Source organism: Staphylococcus sp. FW104-15G4D, from assembly GCF_058790135.1.
Genome location: NZ_JBYTCH010000001.1, coordinates 676,539 through 693,770, shown reverse-complemented (window position 1 = coordinate 693,770; position 17,232 = coordinate 676,539). Strand labels below are relative to the sequence as shown.

General features: G+C 33.8%; 15 protein-coding genes and 1 pseudogene. All 16 read right to left on the bottom strand.

The features are described from left to right. Positions 1–2: 2 nt before the first annotated feature. The 16 genes and pseudogenes from uppS to ylqF all read right to left on the bottom strand — a co-directional run bounded on the left by uppS (position 3) and on the right by ylqF (position 17,036). On the bottom strand, positions 3–773 hold the full coding sequence (gene uppS / locus AC3WQX_RS03500; protein ID WP_023350390.1) for an undecaprenyl pyrophosphate synthase: 771 nt from the start codon (positions 771–773) through the stop codon (positions 3–5). Positions 774–1,053: 280 nt separating this feature from the next. Further along, complete coding sequence (gene frr, locus AC3WQX_RS03495; RefSeq protein ID WP_002436295.1) at positions 1,054–1,608, bottom strand: ribosome recycling factor; 555 nt, start codon at positions 1,606–1,608, stop codon at positions 1,054–1,056. A gap of 16 nt (positions 1,609–1,624) precedes the next feature. After that, positions 1,625–2,347 (bottom strand): UMP kinase, encoded by a 723-nt coding sequence (gene pyrH / locus AC3WQX_RS03490; protein ID WP_002436299.1) that lies wholly within the window; start codon positions 2,345–2,347, stop codon positions 1,625–1,627. Between the two features lie 136 nt (positions 2,348–2,483). Then, positions 2,484–3,362: a translation elongation factor Ts gene (gene tsf, locus AC3WQX_RS03485; RefSeq protein WP_030064793.1), complete on the bottom strand. Its 879-nt coding sequence runs from the start codon at positions 3,360–3,362 to the stop codon at positions 2,484–2,486. 150 nt (positions 3,363–3,512) lie between these two features. Next, positions 3,513–4,301 carry a 30S ribosomal protein S2 gene (gene rpsB, locus AC3WQX_RS03480; protein ID WP_002436327.1) on the bottom strand — a complete coding sequence of 263 codons (789 nt, stop codon included), beginning with the start codon at positions 4,299–4,301 and terminating at the stop codon, positions 3,513–3,515. Between the two features lie 253 nt (positions 4,302–4,554). Beyond that, on the bottom strand, positions 4,555–5,328 hold the full coding sequence (codY, locus tag AC3WQX_RS03475; RefSeq protein WP_002436324.1) for a GTP-sensing pleiotropic transcriptional regulator CodY: 774 nt from the start codon (positions 5,326–5,328) through the stop codon (positions 4,555–4,557). Between the two features lie 22 nt (positions 5,329–5,350). Then, a complete protein-coding gene (gene hslU, locus AC3WQX_RS03470; RefSeq protein WP_023350392.1) occupies positions 5,351–6,754 on the bottom strand; it encodes an ATP-dependent protease ATPase subunit HslU in 1,404 nt (467 codons plus the stop codon). Between the two features lie 83 nt (positions 6,755–6,837). Further along, positions 6,838–7,380 (bottom strand): ATP-dependent protease subunit HslV, encoded by a 543-nt coding sequence (gene hslV, locus AC3WQX_RS03465; RefSeq protein ID WP_023350393.1) that lies wholly within the window; start codon positions 7,378–7,380, stop codon positions 6,838–6,840. Between the two features lie 3 nt (positions 7,381–7,383). Then, entirely contained in the window at positions 7,384–8,274 is an 891-nt protein-coding gene (gene xerC / locus AC3WQX_RS03460) for a tyrosine recombinase XerC (protein WP_023350394.1), read from the bottom strand. 236 nt (positions 8,275–8,510) lie between these two features. Next, positions 8,511–9,818 carry an FADH(2)-oxidizing methylenetetrahydrofolate--tRNA-(uracil(54)-C(5))-methyltransferase TrmFO gene (gene trmFO, locus AC3WQX_RS03455; RefSeq protein ID WP_023350395.1) on the bottom strand — a complete coding sequence of 436 codons (1,308 nt, stop codon included), beginning with the start codon at positions 9,816–9,818 and terminating at the stop codon, positions 8,511–8,513. A gap of 25 nt (positions 9,819–9,843) precedes the next feature. Beyond that, positions 9,844–11,919 carry a type I DNA topoisomerase gene (topA, locus tag AC3WQX_RS03450; protein ID WP_030064789.1) on the bottom strand — a complete coding sequence of 692 codons (2,076 nt, stop codon included), beginning with the start codon at positions 11,917–11,919 and terminating at the stop codon, positions 9,844–9,846. Positions 11,920–12,096: 177 nt separating this feature from the next. Beyond that, positions 12,097–12,969, bottom strand: a complete 873-nt coding sequence (gene dprA / locus AC3WQX_RS03445; protein ID WP_023350397.1) for a DNA-processing protein DprA — start codon at positions 12,967–12,969, stop codon at positions 12,097–12,099. A 225-nt stretch (positions 12,970–13,194) separates the two neighbouring features. After that, on the bottom strand, positions 13,195–14,103 hold the full coding sequence (gene sucD / locus AC3WQX_RS03440; RefSeq protein ID WP_002436344.1) for a succinate--CoA ligase subunit alpha: 909 nt from the start codon (positions 14,101–14,103) through the stop codon (positions 13,195–13,197). Positions 14,104–14,124: 21 nt separating this feature from the next. Beyond that, positions 14,125–15,291 carry an ADP-forming succinate--CoA ligase subunit beta gene (sucC, locus tag AC3WQX_RS03435; protein WP_492739801.1) on the bottom strand — a complete coding sequence of 389 codons (1,167 nt, stop codon included), beginning with the start codon at positions 15,289–15,291 and terminating at the stop codon, positions 14,125–14,127. Between the two features lie 107 nt (positions 15,292–15,398). After that, positions 15,399–16,169 (bottom strand): ribonuclease HII, encoded by a 771-nt coding sequence (rnhB, locus tag AC3WQX_RS03430; protein ID WP_023350398.1) that lies wholly within the window; start codon positions 16,167–16,169, stop codon positions 15,399–15,401. Beyond that, positions 16,153–17,036: pseudogene (ylqF, locus tag AC3WQX_RS03425) on the bottom strand (ribosome biogenesis GTPase YlqF). The gene rnhB and the pseudogene ylqF overlap by 17 nt, the downstream one beginning before the upstream one ends. Positions 17,037–17,232 lie beyond the last annotated feature (196 nt).

Sequence of the window (17,232 nt, the reverse complement as noted above, 5' to 3'; positions counted from 1 at the left end):
CTTTACTCCTCACTTAATCCCCCAAAGCGTCTTTGGCGCGATTGATAAATTTTTAAACATTCTTTTAATTCATTTTCATCGAAATCTGGCCATAACTTCTCATTAAAAATAAATTCACTGTATGAAGCTTGCCAAATTAAAAAGTTACTAATTCTTTGTTCTCCAGAAGTACGAATTAGTAATTCCGGATCAGGGTAATCGCGAGTCATTAAATGTTTGTTTAATAGATTTTCATCAATAGCTTCAGAACTTTGATGCGCAGATTGTAACTCTTCAAATATTTCTTTCATACTTTGAATAATTTCAGCACGTCCACCATAATTAATAGCGAAAATTAATGTTAATCCTGTATTATTCTTCGTCTTTTCTTTCGCTTGATTAATAGCTTCAATAGTTGATTGGGGTAAGCCTTCACCGAATCCAATTGTTTCAACTTTAACATTTTTTTCAATTAACTCTGGTAAAAATGTTTTAAGAAAATTAACAGGCAGATTCATAATATAATTAACTTCGCTTTCAGGTCTAGACCAATTCTCTGTGGAGAAAGCATAAAGTGTTAAATATTTAATACCAATATTACTCGCTTCTCGAGTAATTGTTTTGATTGTTTGCATGCCTTCATAATGTCCTTTTATTCTTGGCATTTTACGTTTTTTAGCCCATCGACCATTTCCATCCATAATGATGGCAACATGTTCAGGAATATTATGTAAATCTAAATCATTATTTAGATTATTTTCAGTCTTATTTTTATATTTTAGCTTTTTAAACATGGTCTTTCCTCCGAGCCTGATCATCTCTGTTTTATTGTATAGGTTAATTAAACAATCATCTACCATTTTATCATACTCATTTATTCCATTGAATAAGCAAATAAAAAAACTGTACCAAAGTCCTACTTGGTACAGTTTAGACTATTAAAACATAAAGATTCATAAAGTATTGAAGAAGTATGACCTAAAGTCGAGCTCACTAATTCATTCTTAGACACTTTATAAATATCATGTGAAGAGTAGTTATAAATTTTAATCTACTCAGTGACAAGTCCCATGATTAAACAGACATGATATCTTGTTCTTTATCGTCAACTAACTGATCTATTTCTTTAATAGAGTTATCAGTTGCTTTTTGAACGTCATCAGTTTGACTTCTTAAGTCATCCTCAGTAATGTCACCATTTTTCTCTTCTTTTTTAAGATGATCATTGATGTCACGGCGAATATTTCTAATTGAAACTTTTGCATCTTCACCAATTTTTTTAACGTTTTTCACTAGTTCTTTACGTCTTTCTTCTGTTAATGCAGGAACAGAAATTCGGATGACCTCACCGTCACTTGTTGGGTTAACGCCCAAGTTTGCTGCGATGATTGCTTTCTCAATATCATCTACTGAAGTTTTATCATATGGTGAAATTACTAATAAACGTGCTTCAGGAACATTGATACTTGCTAATTGTTGTACTGGTGTTGGTGCACCATAGTAATCAACTGTTACACCATTTAGTAAATTTGAATTAGCTCGACCAGCACTGATGTTAGCTAATTCACGTGATAAGTTGTCGATAGATTTTTGCATTCTAGCTTTAGTATCTTTAATAATGTCACTCATTTTTTACACCTCTAATTTATTTTGTAATCAGCGTACCGATTTTTTCTCCCATAACGGCGCGCTTAATATTTCCTTCTTCCATAATTGAGAATACATTTAATGGAATATTATTGTCCATGCAGAATGATGAAGCAGTAGAATCCATTACTTGTAAACCTTCTTGTAACATTTGAATATGAGTTAAGTGTTCATATTTAACGGCATTTTCATCAACTTTAGGGTCAGCTGAATAAACACCATCTACATTATTTTTACCCATTAAGATTACATCTGCTTCAACTTCAGCTGCTCGTAAAGCTGCTGTAGTATCAGTTGAGAAGTAAGGGTTACCTATACCAGCTGCAAAGATAACTACGCGCTTCTTCTCTAGATGTCTGATTGCACGTCGACGAATATATGGTTCAGCAACTTGTTTCATTTCAATTGAAGTTAAAACACGTGTATCACAATCTAATTGTTCTAAACTATCTTGTAACGCTAAAGCATTCATTACAGTTGCTAACATGCCCATATAGTCAGCAGTGCCTCGATCCATTCCTAAATCGCTGCCTGTTTTACCTCTCCAAATGTTTCCGCCACCAACAATAACTGCAATTTCACAGTCCATTTTAGCAACTTCAGCAACTTGTTTCGCTACACTTTTGATGATAATTGGATTGATACCGAATCCCTTATCTCCAGCTAAAGCTTCTCCACTCAATTTCAAGACTACACGTTTATATTTAGAAGTTTGAGCCATTTTCTTATCCTCTCTATAGTAGAAATATGTAAAAATATATAAGTAAAGAAGACACGGATGGCTCCTTTCTATAGCTCTAAAACTATTAGAAAGGAAACTTAATAGGTGTCTTCTTTCTTGTTAAAATTATGACAGATTATTTCATTTGTCCTTTAACTTCATCAGCGAAGTTTTCTTCGCGTTTTTCCATACCTTCGCCTACTTCGTAACGAACGAAGTCAGTAAGTTGACCACCTTTTGATTTTAAGAATGCTTCAACTGTTTCATCTGGATTTTTAACGAAGTTTTGATCTACAGCACAAATTTCTTGTAAATATTTACGTAAACGACCTTCAACCATTTTTTCTACGATGTTTTCTGGTTTACCTTCGTTTAATGCTTGTTGTTTTAATACTTCTTTTTCGTGGTTGATTTCTTCTTCGCTTACTTGATCAGAAGAAACATATTTAGGGTTGATTGCAGCGATGTGCATAGCTACATCTTTTGCAGCTGATTCGTCAGTTGTACCTTCAACAACAGTTAACACACCAATGCGTCCGCCCATGTGTAAGTAAGAACCGAAAGCGTCATTATCAGATTTAGTTCTAATAGCAAAACGACGGATACTTAATTTTTCACCAATTGTAGAGATAGCTTCTTTCATTCTTTCATCAACAGTTTTGCCACTTGATAATTTAGTTTCTAATAAAGCGTCAACTGTTTCAGCTTTACTATCAAGAATTTGGTTAGCAATTTCTTTAACTAATTCTTGGAATCCTTCGTTACGAGCAACGAAGTCAGTTTCTGAGTTGATTTCAACGATAGCTGCTTCATTTCCTTTAACTTCTACGTGTACAAGACCTTCAGCAGCGATACGGTCAGCCTTTTTAGCTGCTTTCGCGATACCTTTTTCACGTAAGTAGTCGATTGCTTTATCGATGTCACCATCAGTTTCAGTTAGCGCTTTTTTACAATCCATCATACCTGCGCCTGTTTTTTCACGTAATTCTTTAACAAGTTTTGCTGAAATTGCCATTAATTTCTCCTCCAATATATAATTGTATTTATGATATACCCAAATTTTACCATTATTTTAGGTGATATTTCCAATACTCTATTACGATTTGTTTTACTTTTAAAAAAAGGTGATAAGCATTAGTATCTTATCACCCATTTAAACTATATCTTAGTTTGATTCAACAGAAGTGTTTTCTTCAGTTGTTTCTGCTTGTTCAGATTCTTCTTTTTCATCTAAATTGATGTTTTGTTCTGCAGCTACTTCTTCATTAGATACACCTTGTTGACCTTCTAAGATAGCATCTGCCATTTTGCCTGTTAATAATTTAACGGCACGGATAGCATCATCGTTTGCTGGGATAACGTAATCAATTTCGTCTGGATCACAGTTAGTGTCAACAATACCTACGATAGGAATATTTAATTTACGTGCTTCAGCAATAGCGTTGCGCTCTTTACGAGGGTCAACAACGAATAATGCTTGAGGCATAGATTTCATATCACGAATACCGCCTAAGAATTTAATTAAACGGTCGTATTCTTTTTTAAGTTCAACAACTTCTTTTTTAGGTAATACTTCAAACAATCCATCTTCTTCCATTTTTTCAATTTCAGAAATACGTTTGATTCGTTTAGAGATTGTTTTGTAGTTAGTTAAGATTCCACCTAACCATCTTTGGTTAACGTAGAATTGACCAGCACGTTCTGCTTCAGCTTTAACTGATTCTTGTGCTTGTTTTTTAGTACCTACGAATAAGACTTTACCGCCATCTTCTGATACTTGTTTAAGGAAGTTGTATGCTTCTTCAACTTTTTTCACTGTCTTTTGTAAGTCAATGATATAGATACCATTTCTTTCAGTGAAGATATATTTTTTCATTTTTGGGTTCCAACGGCGTGTTTGGTGACCGAAGTGAACACCGGCTTCAAGTAATTGTTTCATTGAAATTACTGCCATTTTAAAATTCCTCCTATTGGTTATTTACCTCCATAATTAACTCATATAAAGACAAATCCAAAGATTTGCACCCTCTATATTTACATTAATTATGTGTGTATTGGCTTAATAGCCGTCAATTAATATATCATAACTTGTCCAAAAACGCAATGCCTTTGTGTCTGAACAATGAATAATATTTATGATCACATATAAAAAGAGTATCGCTCATGATATAGCTGACACTCTTTTTTTATATTTGATGTTTTATTAATTATTTTGTTCTTTCTAATTCATCTAAGAATTTTTCTTTTTTAACTTTGATGAAAGTACCTTTCATACCTAGTGAACGTGATTCAATGACACCAGCACTTTCTAATTTACGTAATGCATTTACAATAACAGATCTAGTAATACCAACACGGTCAGCCACTTTAGAAGCGATAAGTAAACCTTCATTTCCGCCTAACTCTTCAAAGATATGTTCAATCGCTTCTTTTTCAGAATAAGATAGCGAATTGATAGCCATTGTGATTGCAGCTTTATCACGAGCCTCTTTTTCAACTTCGTTATGTTTCTCACGTAAGATTTCCATACCAATTACAGTTGCAGCGTATTCACCTAAAACTAGGTCGTTCTCATTAAAGTCATCTTGAACTCGACCTAAAACGAGCGTACCAAGTCGTTCTCCTCCACCTAATATAGGGAAAATAGTTGTTCTACTGTTTACAAAAACGTCTTTGTTTTCAGGAGGGAACACTGTTAAAACATTATCAATGTCAATGTTAGATTGTGTTTGTTTAACATCCATAAGTTTTTCAGTATACTCACTAGGAATATGTCTTTCCTCTAACATATTGATAATTCGCTCACTCTTCAATAACTCGTTAAGACTCGACCCTAAAATTTTACCTCTTCTTGATACGATAAATACGTTTGTGACTGTAACGCTACTGATCGTTTGTGCAACATCTTTAAAGTCTACTGCAATGCCTTTATGTTTTTGTAATAACGTGTTTAATTCTCTAGTTTTAGATAATAAGCTCATAATTTTTCTCCTTCTATTTATATTATAAAATAAATGCACTTAAATCCTTATTCGTTGAGATAGTTTTTAGTTTATCATCAACATATTGTGGTGTTATGTCTACAACAGCATGTGGCATATTTGGTGCTTCGAATGATAAATCTTCAAGCATCTTTTCTAAAATTGTGTGTAATCTACGAGCACCAATATTATCAGTGTCTTGGTTGACTTGGTAAGCAATTTCAGCTAAACGTTTGACCGCTTCTTCAGTGAAGTTTACAGTCACTTCTTCAGTTTGAAGCAACGCTTCGTATTGCTTAATTAATGATAACTTAGGCTCTGTAAGAATTCTGACAAAGTCGTCAACAGAAAGACTTTCAAGTTCTACTCTGATTGGGAAACGACCTTGTAATTCTGGAATCAAATCACTAGGTTTTGAAACGTGAAACGCACCAGCACCAATAAATAGCATGTGTTCAGTATTTACAGTACCATACTTGGTTTGAATCATGCTACCTTCAAGGATTGGTAAAATATCTCTTTGAACACCTTGGCGTGAAACATCTTGACCACTATTTTGATTATTTGTTGCTACTTTATCAATTTCATCTATAAAGATAATACCCATTTGTTCTGCAAGCTCTAGAGCCTCTTGGTTTGCTGTTTCTTGATCTATAAGTTCATCAGCATAATCATCAGCAAGTATTTTTCTTGCTGTTTCAACAGATACCTCTCGTTCAACTTTCTTTTTAGGCATCAATTGGTTCATCATGTCTTGCATTTGTTGATTTTGATTCGTTCCTAGCATGCCCATAGCTGCTGGATCTTGTTCTACTTTTATTCTTACTTTTTCTTGTTCAAGTTTACCTTCTTCTAATTGCTTCTTAATTTCTGAACGCTTAGTTTTTATTTCTTCAGTAGGTGGCTCTTCCTCTTCTTCATTATTTTGACCAAAGTTAGGAATTGCACCTCCGAAAAGATTTTCAAGAGGATTATTTCCTTGAGAAGCCTTCTTCTTCATACTTGGAACTAACAATTTAACAAGCTTATCATTCGCTTTAGCAATCGCTTCATCTTTGACGAGTGCTTTCTTCTCTTCTTTCACTAAACGAACAGCTACATCAACTAAGTCTCTTACCATACTTTCAACGTCTCGACCTACATAACCTACTTCAGTAAATTTAGTAGCCTCAACTTTAATGAAAGGTGCACCAACTATTTTAGCCATTCTTCTAGCTATTTCAGTTTTACCTACCCCAGTTGGTCCAATCATTAAAATATTTTTAGGTGCGATTTCTTGTTTAGCTTCTTCATCTAATAAACTTCTTCTATAACGATTTCTTAATGCAATCGCTACTTTACGTTTTGCGTCACCTTGTCCAACAATGTATTCATTTAATTTAGATACGATATCTTTTGGAGTCAATTTAATTCCATTTGTATCCATATATAACATTCCTCCATCTTGTTACTTTGTAACTAAGATTCATTTCCTAATTCTTAAAAATAAAATCACATTATGCAATTCAACTACAATGTTTCAACGATAATATTATCATTAGTAAATACGCAGATGTCTGCAGCAACTTTCAAGCTTTCATAAGCCATTTCTTTAGCCGAAAGTTGTGAAGCATGTCTTTTAAGCGCTCGACCAGCACTTAAAGCATAATTGCCTCCAGACCCAATAGCGATAAGATCATCATCTGGCGCAATAACTTCGCCTGTACCACTTACAACAAGAATTGCATCTTTATTCATAACAATAAGCATTGCTTCTAATTGTCTTAACTGCTTATCTCCACGCCATTCTTGTGCTAATTCAACTGCCGCACGTTCTAAATTACCGCTAAATTGTTGTAGTTTTGTTTCAAACTTTTCGAAAAGCGTGAATGCATCAGCAACACTACCAGCAAATCCTGCTAACACTTTCCCTTCATATAAACGTCTAACTTTTCTAGCAGTTTGTTTCATAATAACTTGTTGTCCAAGAGTAACCTGGCCATCACCTGCCATTGCAGCTTCTCCATTATGACGTACAGCGTAAATAGTTGTTGCATGTAAAGTATTACTCATAACTTACTCTCCTTTTTTTGCTCGAGGATGTGCATTTAAATAAACCTTGCGAAGTTGTTGATTTGAAACATGAGTATAGCGGCCTGTCGTTGATAAATTAACATGACCTAAAAGAGATTGAACTGTCCTCAAATCAGCACCTTGATTTAATAAATGCGTTGCAAACGTATGTCTGAGTTTATGGGGGTGTATATCTGTGACACCAGCAGTGCGTTTAACTACATCATTGAGAACATACCTCACACCACGTTCAGTAATAGGCGCACCATTCATATTAACTATAAGATATTCATGGTCATTAGTTTTTCTAGGTTGAAATTCGTCTAAATATCTTTCAATACTCTGCTTACAAAATTCACCAAAGGGAATGAAACGTTCTTTATTTCCTTTACCTAAAACTTTCACTCCAGGTAAATTCATATCTATATCTTTAATTTTGATATTAACTAATTCAGACACACGTATTCCTGTTGCATATAATAATTCAATAATAACCCTATCTCGTATGCCCTTTTTACTATCTTGCTCCACAGTTTGAAATAAAGCTTCCATTTCTTCTTCATAGAAGAATTGAGGAAGGTACTGTTCTTTCTTAGGGTGTACAAGTTGAACAAAGGGGTTAACTATTGATTCATCTTGAGTCATCCAATATTCATAAAAAGTACGTAAAGTAGAAATTTTTCTCGATACTGTCGTTCTTTTTAAATTATGTGAATATAAAAATGATAAATAATTTCGAGCATCTTTATATTCAAATGTAGCTAAATCTAAATGTTCACTAACTAAAAAGTCATTAAATTGAATCAAATCATCATGATAGGATTTCAAAGTATATTCTGAAAAATTTCTTTCTACCTTCAACATGTATAAAAATGTTTTTTGGATTTCATTCAATATAATTCCCCTCCATCATATTGCATTGTAGCATATGAATGATAGGGCATACAGTAATTTGGTAATCAATTCAAAATCTTTAGAGAATTAATGTCAAAAAGAATTTATAAAACCTTGAATTATTAAACCTATAATGCAAGATTTAAATATTACCTATTCACCACAAAACAATCGAATCATTCCATAAAAAAACTAGGTAGTAATTATTTTACTACCCAGTTGAACTATTATGCTCATCAAAGTGTTTGTTTATAATTATCTAGATATTCGAGCGCTCTATTTGCTTGAGCTTCATATCTTTCTTTTTTATCTTTAATTCGCTTTTCTAATGATGGTAATAAGCCGAAATTAGCATTCATAGGTTGGAAGTTTTTCTCATTTTTAGCATGAGAAATATAATAGGCCATACTTCCTATCATCGTCTCTCTAGGGAAAATAACTTCTCCTTTACCAGCAAGTTTATGAGCGAGATTAATTCCCGCAACCAAACCGCTTGCCGCACTTTCTACATAACCTTCTACACCAGTCATTTGACCTGCAAAATAAAGATGCTCATGACCCTCAAGCTCGTATTTTTCATTTAAAACGTCAGGAGAGTTGATAAATGTATTACGGTGCATCACACCATATCTCACGATATCCACATTCTCTAATCCAGGAATAAGACGTATAACTTCTTTTTGCGCGCCCCATTTTAAATGTGTTTGGAACCCTACGATATTGTAAAGTGTTCCTGCTGCATCATCTTGTCTCAATTGTACAACTGCATATGGACGTTTACCTGTTTTAGGGTCCTCAAGTCCTACAGGTTTCATTGGACCAAATAGTAAAGTTTTACGACCTCTTTCAGCCATTACTTCAAAAGGCATACATCCTTCGAAATATTTTTCTTTTTCAAATTCATTGACGGGTGCTACTTCAGCTTCTAATACAGCATCATAAAATCTATTAAATTCTTCTTCTGTCATAGGACAATTAAGATAAGCAGCTTCACCTTTGTCATAACGAGATTTTAAGTAAACTTTGTTCATGTCTATTGTATCTTTTTCTACAATCGGTGCCGCTGCATCATAAAAGTAAAGTTGATCTTTACCTGTAATATCAACTATTTCTTGAGCTAAGTGTTCTGTCGTTAGTGGACCTGTAGCTATAATTGTGTATCCTTCAGGAATATGATTAACTTCCTCATTTAATACTGTTATATTGGGATGATTACGAAGCGTATCAGTGATATAACCAGCAAAATCGTGTCTATCTACAGCTAGAGCTCCCCCAGCTGGGACACGTGCTTTATCAGCTGCTTGAATAATTAGAGAGTCCAGACGTCTCATTTCTTCTTTAAGCACACCCACTGCATTTGTCAGAGAATTACCTCTTAGTGAATTAGAACATACAAGTTCAGCAAATTTATCAGTGTGATGAGCTGGAGTTTGTTTCACTGGTCTCATTTCAATTAAATTAACTTTTACACCACGCTGAGCTAACTGATATGCCGCTTCAGAACCTGCCAATCCAGCTCCAACGACATTAACTGTTTGAGTCATCATTTTCCTCCTAATTTAATTTAATCTATTTTTGAACTTCTTCCTTGTAATCACAGTTAGAACAAACGACCTGGCTACTTCTACCTTTTTTCTTATCTACTAAGTAGTGGTTACATTTAGGACATTCTCTTCCTACTGGTTTATCCCAAGAAATGAAGTCACAATCAGGGTATTGAGAGCATCCGTAAAATATTCTATTCTTCTTGGATTTCCGTTCAACTACTTCACCCTCATTACATTTAGGACATGTTACTCCGATAGATTTAACTATAGCTTTAGTATTTCGACAATCAGGGAAATTAGAACAAGCCATAAACTTACCATATCTTCCCATTTTAATAACCATAGGTGAACCACAGACTTCACAATCTTCTCCAGCTGGTTCGTCTTTAATCTCTATTTTTTCCATTTCCTCTTCAGCACGTTCAACATCTTGCTTGAAACTATTATAAAAATCACCAACTACTTTACGCCAATTCGTATCTCCCTCAGCTATTTTATCTAATAAAGTTTCCATGTTAACAGTAAACTCTACATCAATAATTTCTGGGAAGTACTCTTGGACTTGTTCATAAACAATTTCGCCAAGTTCTGTTGGTACGAATCGTTTACTTTCTAATTTAACGTAGTTACGCTTTTGAATAGTATCTATTGTCGGAGCATAAGTTGAAGGTCTTCCTATTTTAAGTTCCTCTAGTGTCTTAACTAAACGTGCTTCTGTATAACGTGGAGGCGGTTGAGTAAAGTGTTGTGCAGGTTCAATTTGAGTTGCTGTAACTTTATCGCCTTCCTCTAATTTAGGAAGTTTATTTTCTTTATCATTTTCTTTATCATCTTTAGCTTCAACATATAGTGTCATGAAACCTTTGAATTTTATAGTCTGACCATTTGCTCTAAATTTAATATCATTTTGAGTAACATCGAGTGCAATAGTATCCAAAATTGCAGGAGCCATTTGGCTTGCCACAAAACGTTCCCAAATTAATTTATACAGACGATGTTGATCTCTAGTTAAATAAGGTTTCATTTCATCTGGAGTTCTTAAAGTACTTGTAGGTCTAATCGCTTCATGGGCATCTTGGTCACCTTGTTTACCGGTTGCCTTACGTTTAGACACATATTCTTTACCATATTTATCAGTAATATAGTTATGAGCTTCTGACTTTGCAGAGTCTGATATACGTGTAGAATCAGTACGCATGTAAGTAATCAAACCGATAGTACCTTGACGTTTTAAATCAATACCTTCATATAGTTGCTGCGCTAACATCATAGTTTTACGAGCTTTGAAGTTTAACTTACGTGCAGCTTCTTGTTGAAGGGTTGAAGTAGTAAATGGGTTAGCTGGATTACGTGTTTTTTCTTTCTTATTTACATTCGTAATTTCAAATTGATCTCCATCAAGAGCTGTTGTAATTTTCTCAACGTCTTCTTTTGTATTTAATTTGTAAGGTTTATTTTTATAATGGAGGAACTTAGCATTAAATTTAGACTTTTTATATCTAAATTCCCCTTCAATAGTCCAATATTCTTCTGGTTTGAAATTACGTATTTCATTTTCTCGGTCGATAACTAAACGAAGAGCTACTGACTGAACACGTCCTGCAGATAAACCTTTTTTAACTTTCTTCCATAATACAGGAGAGATATTATAACCCACGAGTCTATCTAGAATACGACGTGCTTGCTGAGCATCAACTAAATCCATTTCAATACCTCTAGGGTGTTTGAAACTATCTTTTACCGCATCTTTTGTAATTTCATTGAATACTACTCTGTTTTCTTTTGAGTCTTCTAGTTCTAAAATTTTTGATAAATGCCAGGCAATCGCTTCACCTTCACGGTCGGGGTCACTAGCGAGAAAAACTTTTTTAGCTTTTTTAGCATATTTCTTTAAATCTTTAACAACCGGACCTTTACCGCGAATTGTAATATATTTTGGTTCATAGTTATCTTCAGTATCGACACCCATTTGACTTCTAGGCAAGTCACGTACGTGTCCCATTGAAGCGATAACTTTGTATCTTTTTCCTAAATATTTTTCAATGGTTTTAGCTTTTGCAGGCGACTCAACTATGACTAAATTATCCGCCAAAGTGATTTCCCCCTTGCAAATTGAATTACTAAAGATAAATGATAAACGCTTAATTTTGTGTTTGTCAACGTTTTAATTTTTAAATTCACATTTTGTTACAAATATTATTAATTTTGTCACATAAAACTTTAACTAATTTAATACATGTCATTCACTATAAATAGAGGTATATTCAAAATTATTTTAGAAAATGTAGTCTGAAAGAATACTACATTCATCTAAAACGACTTGTGCCCCCTCTTGAAGTCTAAGTAAATTACTTTTGGTCATAGGATTAAACATTGATCCTGGTAAAACATATACATTCCGGTTTTGTTCTAAAGCGCAGTCTACTGTTATTTGACTACCGCTTATTTTCTCTGCTTCTGTAATTAATAGACCCCGAGCGAGTCCACTAATCAATCTATTTCTTTCAGGAAATTTATATCTGGTTATGGGAGAATGAGGTGGATACTCACTTATAACTAGTCCTTTTCGTTCGATATTCTCTCTTGTCTTTAAAGATGATTTAGGATAATGATATGAATGGCCGAAGCCAAGAACGCCTATTGTTGGAAGTTTATTTTTTAGTGCGACTTGGTGAGCTATACTATCTGCACCATATGCTAATCCTGAAATAATCGTCATTTTTAGTGATTTAAATGATGGGAAAAGATATTCCAAAGCTTGAGTTGTATATAAGGTTGACTTTCTTGAGCCTATAACAGCTAAAGTATGAGGACAATTAAATAGTTGTTTATTTCCTTTATAAAAAATTACATATGGGAAATCATAAATTTCTTTAAGTAATTGAGGATAATGTTTATCAAAGTAAGTTAAATATTTGAGGTTCATTTTAGTCATTTCTTGAAATATAACTTCTGTATTAAGTGATTTAAATAAGCTCAATTTTCTCCTGACTGTGGATGAGGTTTGTCTTTTAGCCCAATCCTCAATCATCTTATTTTGAATTAGTGCGTTTTCTGAAATAACTTCTGGATATTCTTTAATAAATTGATGAACTTGCGTTGTGGCGAAATTAGCCCAATAGAGCTTCAATAAAGTGTGTTGAATCACTATGCATTACTCCTTTAGAAGTATTATAGCTCAATTTAACCCAGTTGGTTATTACTATTTAAAGACATATAAGTGTTAAATTTAATGTGATTGTAAGGAGTAATTTTCCAAACTCATCATTCATTAAACGGTGACGAGTTTCTACTATTATATATATCACTTCCACTAAGACTATAAAAAAACTCGAACCTAATTAAAGGTTCGAGTCTAATAAAAATCTATCAATTATTTATCAACTGTTAATAATTCATCATAGATTCCAGCTTTTTTAGCTGCTTCGATTAAAGTTGTACCAATTTCTGATGGTGTATCTGCAGTTTCAACACCACAATCATTTAATGTTTTGATTTTTTCATCTGCAGTACCTTTACCACCAGAGATAATTGCACCAGCGTGTCCCATACGTTTTCCTGGAGGTGCAGTTTGACCACCAATAAATCCTACTACTGGTTTATTCATATTATCTTTAATCCATTGTGCAGCTTCTTCTTCAGCAGTACCACCAATTTCACCAATCATTACTACTGCTTTAGTTTCAGGATCTTCATTGAATTCTTTTAATACATCAATGAAGTTTGTACCATTAACTGGGTCACCACCGATACCAACAGCCGTTGTTTGACCGATGCCTTCTTCAGTTAATTGATGTACGGCTTCATAAGTTAAAGTACCTGAACGAGATACAACACCTACGTGACCTTTTTTATGGATGTAACCAGGCATAATTCCGATTTTACACTCATCTGCCGTAATAACACCTGGGCAGTTTGGTCCTACTAAACGTGTCTTACGTCCTTGTAAATAACGTTTAACTTTAACCATATCCACAACTGGAATATGTTCAGTAATACAGATAACCATATCTAATTCAGCTTCAGCTGCTTCTAAAATTGAATCTGCAGCAAATGGTGCTGGAACATATACAACTGATACGTTAGCGCCAGTTTCATTTTTAGCTTCTTCAACTGTATTATAAACAGGAACACCTTCTACAACTTGTCCACCTTTACCTGGTGTTACCCCTGCGACAATTTGTGTTCCATAATCAAGCATTTGTTTTGTATGGAAAAGGGCAGTAGACCCTGTGATACCTTGTACCATTACTTTCGTATTTTTATCAATAAATACACTCATCTTAGTGCTCCCATCCTTTCCTTACGCTTCTTTAACAAGTTTAACGATTTTTTGTGCACCTTCAGCCATAGTAGCTGCTGGTTCAATTGCTAAACCTGAGTCGTTTAAGATTTCTTTACCGCGCTCAACATTTGTACCTTCTAAACGTACTACTAATGGTAAAGTTAATTCTACTTCTTTAACTGCTGCTACGATACCTTCTGCGATAACGTCACATTTCATAATTCCACCAAAGATATTTACAAAGATACCTCTAACATTGTCATCACCTAAAATGATTTTGAAAGCTTCAGTAACTTTTTCTTTAGTAGCACCGCCACCAACATCTAAGAAGTTAGCTGGATTTCCACCAAAATGATTAATAGTATCCATTGTTGCCATAGCTAAACCTGCACCGTTAACCATACAACCGATATCACCGTCTAAAGCGATATATGATAAGTCATATTTAGATGCTTCGATTTCTTTAGGATCTTCTTCTTCTAAATCACGTAATTCAACGATATCTTTATGTCTAAATAATGCATTATCGTCGAAGTTTAATTTAGCGTCTAGAGCTAATACTTGTCCGTCACCAGTAGTTATTAGTGGATTAATTTCTACGATAGAGCAATCTTTTTCAATGAACACGTTATAAAGTGCTAATAAGAATTTAGTTGCTTTACCAATAGATTCTTTAGGAATATTAATGTTGAAAGCAATACGACGTGCTTGATAAGGAGATAAACCTACAACTGGGTCGATTGTTTCTTTAAAGATTTTCTCAGGTGTCTTAGCTGCCACTTCTTCAATCTCAGTACCACCCTCTTCAGACGCCATTAAAGTAACTTTGTCTGTTGCACGGTCAATTACGAAACCAACATAATATTCTTTCTGAATATCGCAACCTTGTTCGATATATAAGCGTTTAACTTCTTTACCTTCAGGTCCTGTTTGGTGAGTAACTAATTGTTTCCCTAATAATTCATTAGCGTAAGTTTCAACTTCAGAAAGTGATTTAGCAATTTTTACACCGCCTGCTTTACCTCTACCCCCAGCGTGTATTTGTGCTTTAACCACATATACATCTGAATCTAATTCTTTCGCTTTTTCCACCGCTTCTTCAGCAGTGAATGCTACTCGTCCTTCTGGAACGGCTACGCCCATAGAACGAAATATTTCTTTACCTTGATACTCGTGGATATTCATCTTCCATCCTCCTGTTTCTTAGGTTAAGTTCCCTTTTAATTATAAAAAATGAAAGCGCTATTGTAAACTGAAAGACCATATTTTTTGCAATTAAATTAAAATTCAAATTATTTTAACATCGACTTGATAGGTTCAAAGGATTTGCGATGTTCATTTATTACACCAAATGTGTCAATTGCCTCTAAATGCTGTTTAGTACCATATCCAACATTTTTTTCAAATCCGTAATTAGGATAATCATTAGCTAGTTCTTTCATATAATTATCACGATATTCTTTCGCCATAATACTAGCTGCAGCAATTGAAACACTTTTAGCATCTCCTTTTATAATTGATGTTTGAGGAATATCATTATCGAGTTTCATTGCATCAATAAGTAAATGTGTAGGTTGAATACTTAATTGATTAATCGCTCTTTGCATGGCTACCTGTGTAGCTTTATAAATATTCAAGTCATCAATTTCTTGTGGAGTTGCAATTCCATAAGCGTAACTCGTAACATTATTTTTCAATTCTTCATTTAAAATTAAGCGCTGTTTAGCTGGTACCTTTTTAGAGTCATTTAACCCAAGATAATGATGGCCTTTATTTAATATGACTGCACAAGCAACAACAGGACCAGCGAGTGGTCCTCGTCCTACCTCATCGATTCCACATATTAATGCCTCGTTGTCATGATTCAATATTTCATTTTCGTAGTGATTCATACTAATATAATTGTTTTCTAGTTCTTGTTGTTTGATTAAATACTTTTTACGTGATTCTATAGCTTTTTGAACTCCTTTTCGGGTATCTTTATTAGCTACATGCGCTTCAAGTTCTTCTATAGATTGAATTAATGCAAGTTGATCACGTATTTCTTTAATTGTTGATGTCATTTATAAGTCACTCTTCATTTCTTTTAAAATATCAAAACAATATGTACCTATCTTAGCATTTCTCATATCATTAATGATTAATTCAATGACTGATTCATAATCTACTTCATTACCTTTTTGAAGAAGGCCTCTCCTACGACCAATCGCATCAAACCACTCTAAAATTTCTGCATCTTTGTCTACATCTATATTGTAATGTTGTCTGAGACCTTCTAAATCATGTTCAAACATGAAGTTTAAGCCATAAATTGCTACTTCATCTAAATGAACGATGCTATTCTTGATTGCACCAGTCAAACTTAATTTCTTACCGACTTCCTCGTCCTCAAATTTAGGCCATAATATTCCTGGTGTATCTAACAATTGAAGTGATTTCCCAACTTTAATCCACTGTTGTTGTTTAGTAACACCTGGTTTATTACCTGTTTCTGCAATACTACGTTTTGCCAATTTATTAATTAAAGTTGATTTCCCGACATTTGGAATACCAACAATCATTGCACGTATCGCTCTCGGTTTAAGCCCTTTCTCCTTTTCACGTTCAAATTTTTCTTTCGTAGCTTTTATTGCTTCAGCCTCTACATTTTTTAAATTTTTACCATGTTTAGCATCAACTGCTACCGGAAAGAACCCTTGTTCCTTAAAGAATCCTTCCCACTTTTCTAATTCTTTTAAGTTAGTCATGTCTTTTTTATTTAAAATAACCACTCGCGGTTTTTGTTTAATAACTTCATCGATCATAGGATTTCTAGAACTATATGGAATACGAGCATCAACTAACTCAAATACTACATCAACCTTTTTGAGTTGCTCACTCACTTCTCTTTTAGCTTTCGCCATATGTCCTGGATACCATTGTATCGCCATTAATATCACCTTACTTTCATGTTCATTTTATAATAATCGTATAATTAATTCGACTTATTAATTATACTTTAATTCTGTTTATACAACCACTTTAAGTGTAACATGCTTATCTTTTATTTTTAAAAATGAATAACAACATTAAATAACTCAAAATTTAAGTTTGTGTAAACATCACATATCTTAAACAAAATCACTT